This is a genomic window from Bacillus sp. ISL-4, from assembly GCF_018613275.1.
In the GTDB taxonomy this organism is placed as follows: Bacteria; Bacillota; Bacilli; order Bacillales; family DSM-1321; genus Peribacillus; species Peribacillus simplex_E.
Genome location: NZ_JAGGQN010000035.1, coordinates 55,953 through 70,410 on the forward strand (window position 1 = coordinate 55,953; position 14,458 = coordinate 70,410).

Here is a 14,458-nt window from a genome sequence, read left to right on the forward strand (position 1 = left end):
CCTCCTTGAAATGTTGTTTTATTTTTTCATCAATATAATGTTCAAAATGAACAATATTTATAATTAATGGTCGTCACTTACTTTATGGGAAAGATAAACCATCGTTAACATAGTAAAGATAAAAGCTTGAATGGAGCCGACAAAGATACTAAATCCTTCCCAAGCTAACATCGGTAATGCAGCAGTGGCTGCACCCACAACACCACTTGTTCCTAGTCCAGCAAGTAAAGTTAATAGTAACTCACCCGCATAAATATTCCCGTAAAGCCGCAATCCTAGAGTTAACGTATTAGCGAACTCCTCAATAATCTTTAACGGAAACAAGAAACCCATTGGTTGGACATAAGTTTTGGCATAATTTTTCATGCCTCTCATCTTGATACCATAATAATGAGTTAAACCCATTACCATAACTGCCAAGGTTAAAGTTATTGCTGGATCTGATGTAGGTGATTTCCACCAAAGTTCATGCCCTATTACAATCGAGAACGGCAATCCTAACATGTTTGAAACAAATACGTACAATATTAATGTCATTCCCAACATAAGGAACTGACCACCCGTACGCCAATCCATATTGCTGTTGATGATGTTTTTCACAAAATCCATAACCCATTCTATAAAGTTTTGGATTCCTGTTGGCTTCATCGCAAGTTTTCGAGTTGCTGCTACAGCAATAATGAAGACAATGAGACTTGCGATAGTCATCATAAGAACATTAGCCAAGTTGAAATGTATTCCAGTATCCATAAATTCCCACATAGGAGCTTCATGATTCAACAGTATTCACCTCTCTTCTTTACTACCTACGTATGTTTTGCATAAAATAATCTATCATAATGACAAAGTAAACTGTCATTAATCCCACTACCACGCAGACCACTTGAAACTCGTCAGGATATCTCAATGCAATAATTGCAGCTAAACCCGCTACAGACATTCTAGTTAAACTACCAAGGGAGCGCGTTTTCTTACCTTCGGCAACCTCTTGAGCGAACTTTTTGTTCTTTTTGACCATTGACCAGAATATAAATAGGCTGAAGGCTGTTCCAAGCAATAATCCTTGGAAGACTGAATCATGTGAAGTGAAGCCCACCCCGAGTACATAAATACCCATTAAATACAACATGTATTTTAGCTGCCTATTGAACATTTTTTCCAATTCTAGCATTTTGTCATGTAATCTCCCTAGAAATATTGTAGTATCTGTGTTTAGCTAGGGAATTTGCCCGTAACAAGTCCAAATAGAAGGTCAAAAACTAGCTTCTATTTGACACGTTATTAACGTATGAAACCCCTCTCATTTTACATCCTTAGTTAGCATACAATAGGCAAGAATCAATGTCAATGAGTGGTTAGTGAAATTTGTCACAGGTTTGTAATTATTAACGAATTGTTCACAAATTATCTTTTTTATACTATTGACATCCATTTTATTTTACTTATTACTCTCTATTCACTCAATAAGTAACGTCTTTTCTATCCGATCTTCCCTTCCACCCTTTCTCGCAAAGATTATCGCTTTATACACTCCTTTAGGCGGCAAGTTCTTTTTCAATACTTCTTTTTTGATCAAACCGGAAGGTGCCGATTTGGACCAATCCAAATATCCAGCGAATTTCAAGCTATCTTCCTCATAAAGGGCAATACCGAATTCTTCAGCCCCACTCGGAAGGTACATTTCGTATCGATATGTGCCTTTCTGGTCCCCTTGGCCAAAATCAAATCCCATTATCCTTGGGTAATCAGGCTCTTCCTTTACATATAAATAAGGAAGGGATATTCTTTTGGTTCCTTCCATTATAATGAGGTATCCATCAAAGACTCCTTTTTTAAGCTTTGCTGGGTTGACCTGCAGCCCCACTTTTAACCGTTTTTTTTCCTTCGGATTCAAAGTAAGGGATTTCGGCAATTCCCAAATAAGTCCCGTCTCTTTCAATGGAACCATGAAGGAGTACTTCCTCATTTCCGTTCCGGTATTTTCTATGACTATCGTTTCATGATGCTCTTCAATTCCTTCTTTTTTCGTATACATCCCAAAGGACAATGAGCTTGGACTCAAGAGCGTGTCCGCTTTTAATGCTTCGTCGACCTGGATGCGTCCAGCCCCCTGTTCATATGTGTGATACAATTGATTCGTAGATTTCCTCAATGGTTTGGAAGTGCTCATCAATGCAGATTTCACTTGCTCCGGGTTCCATTCGGGGTGTTTTTGCAGGATTAAGGCGCATGCTCCTGCAACATGCGGTGCGGACATACTTGTTCCATCCAGGGACATGTATCCTTTAGGGATGGTACTTTTAATTTCCACTCCCGGTGCCAATACGTCAGGCTTTATTCCCCATGATACGGTTACCGGTCCCCTGGAGCTAAAATCTGCGAGCTTATCCTGCTCGTTCTTATAAACAAATTGAACGGTTTTACTCTGCCCTTGCTCCATGATTTGCTTTAGCTGTAATCCATCTCTTCTATTAATAGAAGCAGCTGGGATGTTCATTTCTTTTTCCAAGCTTCCAGTAAAGGTCCCGCTTGTATTATTATAAACAATTACCCCCTTTGCACCTGCCTTCTCTGCATTGGATACTTTCTGCTGGAAGGTAAGTGTGCCACGTTCCATCAACACAATCTTATCCCGAACATGTTTCAGGTCCTTTTCATTGCCCAGACCCCCAAATATGACATCCTCAGAAAACGTCAGGTTCCATTTTTTAGAACCTTGAAATACGGTTAAATGCGATTGGTGCTTTTTCGATCCAAGTCCGTAAATCATATACGGAACCCTTAAGGGAGGAGTCGATGCCCCAACGGAAATCGCTTTTTCCGCTGTTCCGGGTGAGCCTACGGTCCATACAGCAGGACCGGAATTCCCGTTGGATGTCACGGCAACGATGCCGCTTTCCACAGCTTTATTCAACGCAAGGGAGATAGGTAAATCAGGGCCATTGATGTTATTGCCAAGAGAGAGGTTCAATACATCCACCCTATCCTTCATGGCTGACTCAATAGCCATCAAGACTTGGTCTGTATCTCCTGCACCACCTGGTCCCAAAGCTCGATATGCATATATCTCCGCTTCTGGTGCAACGCCTTTCATTTTTCCATTGGCTGCAATGATGCCTGCCACATGAGTCCCATGTAATGTATCCAGGTCGCCTTGATTTTTGGTTTCCATCGGATCTTCATCACCATCTACCAGATCCTTCCCTCCTTTATAAGCACGTTGCAAATCTGGATGTGTATAATCGATTCCAGTATCTATGATTCCTACTTTTACCCCTTTCCCGGTGATCCGGTGATTCTCCTTATCAAAGAAACCCCTGACCCTTCCTCCTCCTATGTATGGGACACTTTTATCCAACACCGCTTGATAAACGGTTACTTCCGTTACAGCCTGAATTTCATCCTCCTTTTTAAGTTGTTCTATCTCATTCATCTTCCCCTGAACGGAAAATCCTTTCAGGGCAACTGAATAAACATTCCGTAATTGAAGGGATGGATATTTTTCAAGCAGTTTTTCGATTTTTTTTCGTTGAAACACCTTATCCATCGTTACAACAACCGTTACTTCCTTAGATTCAGATAGTTTTGGTAAAGGCGGCAGAATGACGGATGCCAATCCCTTTTCATTTTGATAAATAAATAGAAAAAGGAAAACAAACACTATGAACGTTTTCTTTCCCAACATAATCATCCCCTTAGCTGTTATCTTTTCTCAACAACCTTGGAGTATGCAAATAAAAAAAGGAAAAGCGCATGGCTTTTCCTTTTTTATGAGTCAAATCTAGTTGGTGGCATGTCTGCTTGCTTAAAATAGTAACGGATGGCTTCAGCGATGCGGACCGAAGCATTTCCATCCCCATATGGATTTGAAGCTTTGGACATTTTTTCGTGCACCTCTTGATCGGTGAGCAATTCATGTGCCAAATTATATATGTTTTGTTCATCAGTACCCGCCAATTTTAAGGTTCCAGCAGCAATCCCCTCAGGACGTTCGGTCGTATCCCTTAAAACTAGGACAGGTACACCAAGTGACGGTGCCTCTTCCTGGATTCCTCCAGAATCTGTCAAAATCAGATAGGCTCTTGAAGCGAAGTTATGGAAATCCAATACATCCAGCGGTTCAATCAAATGAACCCGCGGATCGCCCCCGAGAATTTCGTTTGCCAATTCCTGAACAAGCGGATTTAAATGGACAGGATATACCACTTGAACGTTATCATGCTCAGCAATGATTTTCTTTACGGCCCTGAAGATATTCCTCATGGGTTCGCCAAGGTTTTCCCTGCGATGGGCTGTAAGCAAAATGAGCCTGTCTTCTCCAAGTCCATTTAAAACCGGATGGGAATACGTGGAACGTACAGTAGTTTTTAAAGCATCGGTTGCCGTATTTCCCGTTACGAAGATATTATCCTTCTTGTTTTCGTTCAGCAGATTCTCCTCCGCTTTCGAAGTCGGCGCAAAATGCAAATCTGCCATAGTACCTGTAAGCTGCCGATTCATCTCTTCCGGATAGGGTGAATACTTATTCCATGTGCGCAGCCCTGCTTCTACATGCCCAATGACAATTTGATTATAAAAAGCTGCCAGACTTGCGACAAACGTCGTGGTTGTATCACCGTGCACAAGAACAATATCAGGTTTAGCTTCCTTCATTACTGAATCAAGACCATTTAATGCTCTTGTTGTAATGTCAGCAAGCGTTTGCCTTTCCTTCATTATGTCCAAGTCATAGTCCGGCTGTATGGAAAATAGTTCGAGAACTTGATCTAACATTTGGCGATGCTGAGCCGTAACAGCAACGATCGGCTTGAAATATTCTGGGTGTTTTTGAAATTCGAGTACTAAGGGAGCCATTTTGACAGCTTCTGGTCTCGTCCCGAAAATGGTCATGACTTTAATCGGTTTATTCATTCGTGACACCTCAGTTTCTTTCCTTATTTTGTGCCGAATAAACGATCTCCCGCGTCTCCAAGACCTGGAACGATATACCCGTGTTCATTCAGTTTTTCGTCAAGACCCGCAATATAAATATCAACATCAGGATGGGCTTCTTTTAATGCTTCTACACCCTCTGGAGCTGCAATCAAACACATGAATTTAATATTGACTGCACCGCGCTTTTTAATGGAATGGATCGCTTCGATGGCTGATCCGCCAGTGGCTAACATCGGGTCAACGACAATGCATTCCCTTTCAGCCAAATCGCTTGGCATTTTCGCATAATACTCCACCGGTTTCAATGTTTCAGGATCACGGTAAAGTCCAACATGTCCGACCTTTGCAGCAGGAATCAGCTTAATGATCCCGTCCACCATCCCTATGCCTGCACGTAAAATAGGAACGATACCCACTTTTTTACCAGAAAGCATTTTCACTTTCGCTGTGCTTACAGGCGTTTGGATTTCCACCTCTTCCAATGGCATATCCCTCGTGATTTCAAATGCCATCAATGATGCAACTTCATCCACTAGTTCACGGAATTCTTTTGTTCCTGTATTTATATCACGTATGTAGGCTAATTTGTGTTGAATTAACGGGTGATCGAAAACATAAACTTTTCCCATTTAGCATCTCTCCAATTCCATTGCTTAGTTTTGCGCTTTTTTATGATTTCCCTAGTCGAATAGAAAAATTTTCGTGTCTTTTAAAATTCGTTTCAACCTATTTTACAGAAAAAAGGTTCAATCTTCAATAAAGGTTTAGATGTCAGACCTATTTTCACTATTCGGATTCTTCTAACACCGGTCTTCCATAAGATACAAAAAAACCGCTCCCTTTAAAAGGGAGCAGCTACGATATTACAATGAAGGATATAATTCAAATTTGTTCGCTAATGATTCAACACGCTGTTTTGCTTCTTCAAGTTTAGCTGCGTCTTCATTATTTTTCAAAACAAGTCCGATGATTGCAGCTATTTCATCCATGTCTTCCAATCCGAAGCCACGTGATGTCACCGCCGCAGTCCCAATACGTATACCGCTGGTTACGAATGGTTTTTCCGGGTCATAAGGAATCGCATTTTTGTTCACGGTAATACCGATTTCATCCAAAACATGTTCTGCGATTTTACCCGTTAATCCAGTAGAGCGCACATCAAGAAGAATCAAGTGATTGTCCGTTCCATCAGAAACAAGGGTGAACCCTTCTTTCTTCAATCCTTCGCCCAAACGTTTAGCATTATCGATGATCTGTTGTGCATATACTTTAAATTCATCTTGAAGCGCTTCGCCGAATGCAACAGCCTTAGCGGATATAACATGCATCAACGGACCGCCTTGAATTCCAGGGAAGATGGATTTATCGATCTTCTTACCGAATTCTTCTTTACAGATGATCATCCCTCCGCGTGGTCCGCGAAGTGTTTTATGAGTGGTTGTCGTTACAAAGTCAGCATAAGGAATCGGGCTTTGATGTATTCCAGCCGCAACTAAACCTGCAATATGCGCCATATCGACCATTAAATAAGCCCCGACTTCATCTGCAATTTCACGGAATCGCTTGAAGTCAATTTCCCGCGGATATGCACTTGCACCCGCTACGATCAATTTCGGTTTGTGCTGACGCGCTTTTTCCAATACATCATTGTAATCGATACGGTGATCTTTTTCGTCTACACCATATTCAACAAAATTGTAGTTAACACCACTGAAGTTAACTGGACTTCCATGTGTTAAGTGACCTCCATGCGAAAGGTTCATCCCAAGCACTGTGTCTCCAGTTTGAAGAACAGTAAAGTAAACGGCCATATTGGCTTGAGCTCCAGAGTGAGGCTGCACGTTCACATACTCCCCTCCGAAAATTTCTTTCGCACGCTCACGTGCTAGATCTTCAACGATGTCTACATACTCACATCCGCCATAGTAACGTTTTCCAGGGTATCCTTCTGCATACTTATTAGTCAAGACCGATCCTTGTGCTTCCATGACAGCTTCACTCACGAAGTTTTCAGAAGCAATAAGCTCAATTTTACTTCTTTGACGCCCTAATTCCAGTTGAATTGCGTTAAACACTTGCTCATCTTGCTTTGCTAAACGATTCATTCCGTAATTCCTCCTCAAATTGTGCGTGATTCGCTTTTTAGTATTTATGTGCAACATGCCTTCAAAAAAGCATGAAAAAGCCTTACCAATAGTTATTAGAAAATTCTACTCCATTTTAACATGTCTAATTTAGAAGTGATAGTCTAATTTTATCGAACGTTAAATGTTTTTTTATTTAAAAACGTTCGTATTTAACATCGAATTTATACTAAATAGCTCTTTCACCCTATATTTCATAAGCAAAATCACCATTCTATTAGCACCATAAAGTAATGATTTTTTTGTGAACCTTATCTTGAGCTTTACGATTTCGCTCGCATTCAATTAAAAAACAGCATTCCCCATCCGAGAAATGCTGTTTCACTTACCCATTAAGTACAACTCTTGTTATCAGAAATGTCCTGATAAACGGCCCGCTCCCCGCCAATCAGTTTCGGACGTGTTTTTGCCATGGTCACATGTGCATGTCCTATTTCTTTAATGGCAGAGCGAATCGGAACCGCCACATGCTTCAGATGCATGCCAATGAAGGTGTCCCCAATGTCAATCCCCGCATCCGCTTTAATATGTTCAACGACTACAGCATCTTTCCATTGTTGATAGGCATACGTCGCCATCGATCCCCCAGCTGTTCTTACAGGTACAACCGAAACTTCTTCATAATCATATCGAACCGCGGTTTCCCTTTGTAAAACCAAGGCCCTGTTTAGATGTTCACAACATTGATATGCAACCTGAACACCCGTTTTCCCTTGAAAATCCCTAACTACGGAAAAAATCATCCCTGCAACATCGAGCGTCCCTTCAGTACCGATCCTTTTCCCGATCACTTCACTTGTACTGCAGCCGATCACCAGTAGCTGTTTCTCTTTTAAAGCTGTCTGTTCTTGAAACTCATGTAAAAGTTCCCGAAACTGGTTTTCCCATATCTCAAGCTCATTTGAAAATGTAGCATCACTTGTCATGAAAACGCATCCTTTCAATAAGAAAACTTGCTATCGGTAGAAAAGGGTTCTCCCCAAAAAACCATAAGAATTAGCTATGTTTACCTTCATACTCCGCAATCTTACCAATCCTGTTTTGATGACGCCCGCCTTCAAATTCCGAAGTCAGCCATGTTTGTGCAATTTCCCTGGCCAAACCCGGACCAATGACACGTTCCCCCATCGCTAACATATTGGTATCATTATGCTGGCGGGTCAATTTCGCACTATAGACATCATGAACCAATGCACATCGTATTCCTTTGACTTTATTGGCAGCAATGCTCATTCCAATTCCAGTTCCACAGATTAAAATACCCCGATCGAACTCACCCCGCGCCACTTTTTCAGCAACCGGCAAGGCATAATCAGGATAATCCACCGACGTACTGCATTCACAGCCAAAGTCCTCAAATGGAATCTGTAACTCATTTAATAAATTCTTTATTTCTTCACGGATATGTATACCACCGTGATCCGAAGCAATCGCAACTTTCATCATAATCCTCCTCTAGCTTTTTCATTTGATTTTATTGTGTCACAAAATTATGAAAAGATAAAGGATGTCCATCCTTTTTCCCCGCAAAGAAGCAGGAAACCGACTCGGGTTTCCTGCAGTAAAATGTCAAGTGTGAAAGCGGGTGATGGTCCTGTTAACCCTTTTCCGCTTGCACTTTAAGTTCCATTGCCGATTATTCGACATTTTCCATGACTAACGCTTGTTCACTTGTCGTAGCCGTCACTTCTTCCGCTCCAGCAGATGCTTATTCTGCAATAGCAGCCACTTCTTGGGACTGCCTTGATCCTGCATTTTTCATTGACGGGCAACAAGCTTAGTAATATCTTTTACTGCAGCGACCACATTATGTACCCTGTTTATTCTTTAAGCCTTTTCACTAATTCTTCTATTAATTCCTGCAACTCCCTGAACGTTTCACGGTAAATACCTTCAGAACCGCCAAACGGATCTATTATGTCTCTATCATATTTATCCTCAATAATGAATTCTTTTAAAGTAAAAGTCTTATCGATCATTTTGGGGTATGCCCGGGTAATGACCGATTTATGCCCTTCCGTCATGGTGAAAATATGAGTCGCCCATTCCATTTCCTTCTCGGATAAGGGCGTTGAATGATGATTATGCACTATGTCATTTTCAACCAATACATTTCTAGCATGCAGCGAAGCAGCCTGGCCTGATGAAGCATACACGCCTGCAGACTTCACTTCAACACCCGCAATATTCTTATTTTTCAATATCGCTTCTGCCATCGGGCTTCTGCATGTGTTACCTGTACATACAAATAATACTCGAATCATTTTTAACGCCTCCTTTTTTATTCATTATAAGCTATCGCCCGTTTATTATAGTCAAAAAAATCACCGTCATTATGTCTGAAAAAAAATAAAAACCGCCCCAGTAATCGGAACAGTTGAGGAAGGAACGATATGAATTCAAGCCGATCAAAAAGAGAACAATAATTTCAATCCAAACGCACACAGAATGCTTCCGCCAAGAATCTCACTATACACGCCAAGCAAGCCCTGCATTTTTCTACCCAGTAAAAGCCCAGCCCACGTTAATAGAGTGGCAGCAAACCCAAAACAAAGAACGGTTAAAATCGTTTTTGCACCGTAAATGCCCAGAGTCAATCCTACCGAGAAGCTATCCAGGCTTACCCCTAAAGCAAAAATGAATAGACCTTTCCCGACAGGGGCCAGCATCTTATTTTCCCTGACACCAGCTCCATCCTTTTTACCAGGGATAAACATCTGTATACCAAGAATGATCAACAATAGACCGCCAGCGTATGTAGCAAAGGTCCCGAATTTTTCTGAAATGAAACGGCCTGCCCCCATTCCAAGCAAAGGCATCCAAATATGAAAAATGCCTACTGTCAGTCCTATAAAAAGTATTTGCCTCAACCTTAGCTTAAACATTCCCATTCCAAGGCCAACTGAAAAGGCATCCATTCCCAATGCGAATGCCATTAGCAATAAGGTGATGATTTCTCCAGCAAATGTATTCATTCAAATCCCCCTCGGACGTGCCTACTACATGTTATGCATGTCCGAAAAGAAATAGAAGGATAAATCAGTCCTTATTACACATGTTCCTTGATGATTTGATGGCCTGCAGCCTTCTCAAGCCGGTTCATGACCGCAGCTCCTATTCCATGGTCAGGAAACATTTCACTAAAAATGACATCGACCTCCAGCTCGTCAAACTGTCTTAAAGCATCATATAAGCCTGTCGCAACAGTATGTAAATCCGCTAACGAACCTGGGACAACCACATAATCCGCCTTATAATCCTGTTGATGTTCATAAGCCGTTATGATGCCCACCTTTAACCCGTCAGTTCTTTTTTCATCCACAAGCTTCTGAAGGAAAGCTGGATTACCCTTGACTAAATATAGAGGGGCCTTCGGAGCATAGTGGGTATACTTCATGCCCGGGGCTTTTGGCGCCGTTTCCTGATTCTTCAATGCGACATCTTGCCTGACTTCCCCTATTACCGCTTCCAGCTGTTCCAGGGTCACCCCGCCAGGCCTTAAAATAACAGGTACTTCCACAGTGCAGTCAAGTACTGTGGATTCTACGCCCACTCCCGTAGTCCCGCCATCGACTATGCCTGCAATCCGGCCCATCAAGTCATCTTCAACATGTTTTGCTGACGTGGGGCTTGGTTTCCCGGAAGTATTTGCACTTGGAGCCGCAATGGGCAAATCACTTGCACGAATAAGGCCTAGGGCAACCTGATGATCTGGCATCCTGACAGCCACCGTGTCCAATCCAGCTGTCACTAGGTTTGATAGCTGGCCCGGTTTTCGTTTCATGATCAAAGTCAAAGGACCCGGCCAAAATTCTGCCATTAGCTTCCTGGCCTGTTCCGGAATCTCGTCTACAATACCTGACAACTGGTCATCGGAGGCTATGTGAACGATCAAAGGATTATCACTCGGACGCCCCTTCGCCTCAAACACTTTTTTGACTGCCTCGTCATTTTTGGCATTCGCCCCCAGTCCATAAACGGTCTCTGTAGGAAAAGCAACCACTTGATTTGCCTTTAATAATTTAGCTGATTGTATAATCTGGGGATAACTTTGTAAATTATCCACATTTTTATCCACTGACCAAATTTTCGTTTTCATCTTGAACACCATCGCCTTTTAACGTTTCTTATTTTATATAATTGCTTTTATATGAACGATATTCTCAAATTATTGTAATAAATTCACTTAAAGATACTTTGAAAGTATAAAAGAAGTATACACATAATTCAAGTGTTATCCACAAATTGGGGATAACCACATCGAATCCGTGGATAAGTTTGTGGATATTAATGATTAATGACAGACTTTTTTGATTTTTTGTTAATAACCCTGTGGATATGTTTACAAAATTATCTGATTTTAAAAAAAGAGGGCATCTGCCCCCTTTTTAAAATAGATCATTGAAGATTTCTGCAAACAGAGACTTCACTTCAACCTCAGGCTCTTTTTCCCCTTCATATAATTGTTGACCTTGTTTATTGGATGCCGCAAGTTCAACCTGTTTTTCTTCAACATTCCCATCAACGGCTTCCTCCGTCACTTGTTCCTTATCTTTTACTTCTGTCACTTCTTCCTTTACTTCCGGCTCTGTAACCTCTTCTTTTACCGTTTCTTCCGGTACTTCCTTTACGCTCTCCTCCACTACCTCTTCTTCAACTTCTTCCTCTGCAACAGGCTCACCCTCTTCATTTGTTTCAGCATACGCCTTCCCTTCCGAGCTCAAGGATTTTCCCCCCTCTTCCTCGACAATCGGACTTTGACTTACAGCCGTCCCATTTGAAAAATCCAGGAAACATAATGGGGGAAATAGAACACACCACCAATTTGCGCCTTCCCCTTCCCCAAGCGTGATAATTACCGCTTCATAATCCCCTGCCGGATATAAATACTGCCCGTAGAGTTTTGTCGGAAATTCCGCTTGTCCAAAATCCACTTTAACTGACTGCTCCATACCCTGTTCCTTTATAACTGCCTCAGCCGTGGCTTGGATATCCGGTAGATGCGAGGTGATCACATCCCTCGCTTCATCCAAAGAAGTAAGTTCCTCGACCCACTTTGTGATATCTTCATTTACCTCATCCCTAATCAGCCGTTTAACCGCTTGATCCTTTTCTGCATCACTATTAGCAAGTATCCGCAGACGAATCGCCTCATCCGGGATCACCTTCGTAGCTTCTGCACCGACCATCTCCGCTTTAGGCATATATATACTTACGATCGTTCCTATAGTTAAGATTAATAGATAAATAATGGCTAAATGTTTAGTTTTCATCGCCTTCGCCCCCTCACATGAATTAGTCTCACCATTTTCCAGCTATCTTAAACTAGTAAAAATAAAAAAGTTGATAGCTTGAAATATAGATTCCAAAGGATAATGAGGGTGGTTTTCATAAAAAAATCCGTCTCAAAAGGAGAGACGGATCAATTTAATACAGCGAAGACCATTCGATCTTTCTCATTAATATCATTTACAATGGATACTTCTGCGGCAGGAAAGGTTCGCTTCAATAAATCCGCAACCGCCTCACCCTGCCCAGTGCCCACTTCAAAACCGATCAGCCCAGGCACCTTCATGATCAGGGGTAACTGATCCATAAAGCGGCGGTAAAAATCCAGCCCATCGATACCGGCAAATAATGCACGATGCGGTTCATGACCTGTCACGACTACTGACATGGATTCATGATCATCATCTGGTATATATGGCGGATTCGATAAAAGGATGTCCACCTTCTGGTTTATGTTTATGAAAGGCAAAAGCAAATCACCTTGCATGAACTCCACTTCGGCACCAAGTGATTCGGCATTTTGCCGCGCCACCTCAAGCGATGGTTCCGCTATGTCCGTTGCCGTCACCAACATGTTTGATTTTTCAAGTTTCATCGTTATGGCGATTGCGCCGCTGCCGGTCCCAATATCAGCTAAACGAAGCTTCTGTCCCTCCATAAAAATGGCCGGGATTTTACGTAAAGCATAATAAATCAATTCTTCTGTTTCAGGTCTCGGTATGAGCACTTCTTCATTCACAAAGAAGGTCCGTCCATAAAATTCTTCACTGCCGATTATATATTGGATGGGCGTTCCCTCAGCATGCAGCTCAATAGCGGCCTTAAATTGCCTAAAATCCGCTTCACTAAGCTCATCATGAAGGTTGGCCAGCATTTGGGAGCGAGTTTGTTTTAAAAAGTGCTGTAACAGGATTTCCCCAGCATTGGCATCACGATCATTTTCCTTTAAAAAAGAAGAAGCCCATTTAAGGGCTTCAAACACTTTCACGGCAGAATTACTCATCTGCATTTTCCAGCCTTGAAGATTGGTCTTCCATGATTAATGCATCAACGACTTCATCCAGTTTACCTTCCATGATTTGATCCAGTTTTTGAATCGTTAAACCAATACGGTGGTCGGTAACGCGGTTTTGCGGGAAGTTATAAGTGCGAATCCTTTCGGATCTATCGCCCGTTCCAACGGCAAGCTTCCTATTTTGATCATATTCCGCCTGTACTTCGCGATGGATTTTATCGTACACCCTGGCACGCAAAACCTTCATTGCTTTTTCTTTGTTCTTGATTTGTGATTTTTCATCTTGACAGGATACAACCGTATTAGTCGGAATATGAGTCAAGCGCACCGCCGACATTGTCGTATTGACACTTTGCCCTCCAGGACCGCTTGATGCAAAGGTATCGACACGAACATCCTTATCATGGATTTCAACTTCCACTTCCTCAGCTTCAGGTAAAACCGCAACCGTGGCTGTAGATGTATGAATCCGTCCGCCTGATTCAGTTTCAGGTACCCGCTGAACGCGATGCGCTCCATTTTCGAACTTCAATTTTGAATAAGCACCATTGCCATTAATCATGAATATGATTTCCTTGTAGCCGCCAAGCCCAGTAGGACTTGCTTCAATGACTTCAGTCCGCCAACCCTGCACCTCGGCAAAACGGCTATACATTCTGTATAGACTACCCGCAAATAAGGCCGCCTCATCTCCGCCTGCCGCTCCGCGGATCTCCATGATCACGTTTTTATCATCGTTAGGGTCCTTCGGAATAAGCAATATTTTCAGTTTATCCTCAAGGCCTTTTATGGTCTCATCAAGTTCATTGATCTCTTCTTTTACCATTTCACGCATATCCGCATCAAGTTTCTCCTCCAGCATCGCCTTCGCTTCCTGGAGTTGCTCACGAACCGCTTTATATTCCTTATAAGCCGATGCGGTCTCTTGAATACTGGATTGCTCCTTAGAATATTCCCTTAGCTTCTTAGAGTCATTAATGATCTCCGGGTCACTTAATAGTTCATTCAATCTTTCATATCTATCTTCTACTGCTTGTAAACGATCAAACAAATTATTCACCTCATAAATTTTCCA

Annotated in this window: 15 protein-coding genes; 1 reads left to right on the top strand and 14 read right to left on the bottom strand. The window is 42.0% G+C overall.

Annotation, left to right across the window (positions count from 1 at the left end; genetic code table 11):
* Positions 1–63: 63 nt before the first annotated feature.
* From atpB to rpiB, 8 genes are all read right to left on the bottom strand, one after another.
* Positions 64–780 carry a F0F1 ATP synthase subunit A gene (gene atpB, locus J7J00_RS20095; protein ID WP_076368353.1) on the bottom strand — a complete coding sequence of 239 codons (717 nt, stop codon included), beginning with the start codon at positions 778–780 and terminating at the stop codon, positions 64–66.
* A gap of 22 nt (positions 781–802) precedes the next feature.
* A complete protein-coding gene (locus tag J7J00_RS20100) occupies positions 803–1,171 on the bottom strand; it encodes an ATP synthase subunit I (protein ID WP_063234155.1) in 369 nt (122 codons plus the stop codon).
* A gap of 285 nt (positions 1,172–1,456) precedes the next feature.
* Positions 1,457–3,682, bottom strand: a complete 2,226-nt coding sequence (locus J7J00_RS20105) for a S8 family serine peptidase (RefSeq protein WP_286201491.1) — start codon at positions 3,680–3,682, stop codon at positions 1,457–1,459.
* A gap of 86 nt (positions 3,683–3,768) precedes the next feature.
* A complete protein-coding gene (wecB, locus tag J7J00_RS20110) occupies positions 3,769–4,911 on the bottom strand; it encodes a non-hydrolyzing UDP-N-acetylglucosamine 2-epimerase (protein WP_214794019.1) in 1,143 nt (380 codons plus the stop codon).
* A gap of 23 nt (positions 4,912–4,934) precedes the next feature.
* Complete coding sequence (gene upp, locus J7J00_RS20115) at positions 4,935–5,564, bottom strand: uracil phosphoribosyltransferase (RefSeq protein WP_034315825.1); 630 nt, start codon at positions 5,562–5,564, stop codon at positions 4,935–4,937.
* A gap of 234 nt (positions 5,565–5,798) precedes the next feature.
* Positions 5,799–7,040: a serine hydroxymethyltransferase gene (locus tag J7J00_RS20120; RefSeq protein ID WP_214794023.1), complete on the bottom strand. Its 1,242-nt coding sequence runs from the start codon at positions 7,038–7,040 to the stop codon at positions 5,799–5,801.
* 371 nt (positions 7,041–7,411) lie between these two features.
* Positions 7,412–8,005 carry a TIGR01440 family protein gene (locus tag J7J00_RS20125; protein ID WP_098370193.1) on the bottom strand — a complete coding sequence of 198 codons (594 nt, stop codon included), beginning with the start codon at positions 8,003–8,005 and terminating at the stop codon, positions 7,412–7,414.
* Between the two features lie 70 nt (positions 8,006–8,075).
* On the bottom strand, positions 8,076–8,522 hold the full coding sequence (gene rpiB, locus J7J00_RS20130) for a ribose 5-phosphate isomerase B (RefSeq protein ID WP_034315832.1): 447 nt from the start codon (positions 8,520–8,522) through the stop codon (positions 8,076–8,078).
* 209 nt (positions 8,523–8,731) lie between these two features.
* On the opposite strand from rpiB, the gene J7J00_RS28315 reads away from it, so the two are divergent.
* Positions 8,732–8,860 (top strand): hypothetical protein, encoded by a 129-nt coding sequence (locus J7J00_RS28315; RefSeq protein ID WP_286201492.1) that lies wholly within the window; start codon positions 8,732–8,734, stop codon positions 8,858–8,860.
* Positions 8,861–8,899: 39 nt separating this feature from the next.
* Here J7J00_RS28315 and J7J00_RS20135 read toward each other — a convergent pair whose 3' ends face one another.
* The 6 genes from J7J00_RS20135 to prfA all read right to left on the bottom strand — a co-directional run bounded on the left by J7J00_RS20135 (position 8,900) and on the right by prfA (position 14,434).
* Positions 8,900–9,343, bottom strand: a complete 444-nt coding sequence (locus J7J00_RS20135; RefSeq protein ID WP_214794026.1) for a low molecular weight protein arginine phosphatase — start codon at positions 9,341–9,343, stop codon at positions 8,900–8,902.
* Between the two features lie 144 nt (positions 9,344–9,487).
* The gene (locus tag J7J00_RS20140; protein WP_098370195.1) at positions 9,488–10,054 is read right to left on the bottom strand and encodes a manganese efflux pump MntP; all 567 of its coding nucleotides are present in this window, start codon (positions 10,052–10,054) and stop codon (positions 9,488–9,490) included.
* Positions 10,055–10,128: 74 nt separating this feature from the next.
* Positions 10,129–11,178 (bottom strand): L-threonylcarbamoyladenylate synthase, encoded by a 1,050-nt coding sequence (locus J7J00_RS20145; RefSeq protein WP_214794029.1) that lies wholly within the window; start codon positions 11,176–11,178, stop codon positions 10,129–10,131.
* Positions 11,179–11,467: 289 nt separating this feature from the next.
* Positions 11,468–12,352, bottom strand: a complete 885-nt coding sequence (gene spoIIR / locus J7J00_RS20150; protein ID WP_214794032.1) for a stage II sporulation protein R — start codon at positions 12,350–12,352, stop codon at positions 11,468–11,470.
* Between the two features lie 149 nt (positions 12,353–12,501).
* Positions 12,502–13,371, bottom strand: coding sequence for a peptide chain release factor N(5)-glutamine methyltransferase (prmC, locus tag J7J00_RS20155; protein ID WP_286201499.1), 870 nt, complete (start codon positions 13,369–13,371; stop codon positions 12,502–12,504).
* Positions 13,364–14,434, bottom strand: a complete 1,071-nt coding sequence (gene prfA / locus J7J00_RS20160) for a peptide chain release factor 1 (protein ID WP_214794038.1) — start codon at positions 14,432–14,434, stop codon at positions 13,364–13,366. The genes prmC and prfA overlap by 8 nt, the downstream gene beginning before the upstream one ends.
* Between the last annotated feature and the right edge of the window lie 24 nt (positions 14,435–14,458).

What these genes read in the sequence shown, in the direction of transcription:
- J7J00_RS20100 (WP_063234155.1), bottom strand. Translation starts at nt 1,171, where the DNA reads ATGCTAGAATTGGAAAAAATGTTCAATAGGCAGCTAAAATACATGTTG.
- wecB (WP_214794019.1), bottom strand. Translation starts at nt 4,911, where the DNA reads ATGAATAAACCGATTAAAGTCATGACCATTTTCGGGACGAGACCAGAA.
- upp (WP_034315825.1), bottom strand. Translation starts at nt 5,564, where the DNA reads ATGGGAAAAGTTTATGTTTTCGATCACCCGTTAATTCAACACAAATTA.
- J7J00_RS20120 (WP_214794023.1), bottom strand. Translation starts at nt 7,040, where the DNA reads ATGAATCGTTTAGCAAAGCAAGATGAGCAAGTGTTTAACGCAATTCAA.
- J7J00_RS20125 (WP_098370193.1), bottom strand. Translation starts at nt 8,005, where the DNA reads ATGACAAGTGATGCTACATTTTCAAATGAGCTTGAGATATGGGAAAAC.
- rpiB (WP_034315832.1), bottom strand. Translation starts at nt 8,522, where the DNA reads ATGAAAGTTGCGATTGCTTCGGATCACGGTGGTATACATATCCGTGAA.
- J7J00_RS28315 (WP_286201492.1), top strand. Translation starts at nt 8,732, where the DNA reads ATGACTAACGCTTGTTCACTTGTCGTAGCCGTCACTTCTTCCGCTCCA.
- J7J00_RS20135 (WP_214794026.1), bottom strand. Translation starts at nt 9,343, where the DNA reads ATGATTCGAGTATTATTTGTATGTACAGGTAACACATGCAGAAGCCCG.
- J7J00_RS20140 (WP_098370195.1), bottom strand. Translation starts at nt 10,054, where the DNA reads ATGAATACATTTGCTGGAGAAATCATCACCTTATTGCTAATGGCATTC.
- J7J00_RS20145 (WP_214794029.1), bottom strand. Translation starts at nt 11,178, where the DNA reads ATGAAAACGAAAATTTGGTCAGTGGATAAAAATGTGGATAATTTACAA.
- spoIIR (WP_214794032.1), bottom strand. Translation starts at nt 12,352, where the DNA reads ATGAAAACTAAACATTTAGCCATTATTTATCTATTAATCTTAACTATA.
- prmC (WP_286201499.1), bottom strand. Translation starts at nt 13,371, where the DNA reads ATGAGTAATTCTGCCGTGAAAGTGTTTGAAGCCCTTAAATGGGCTTCT.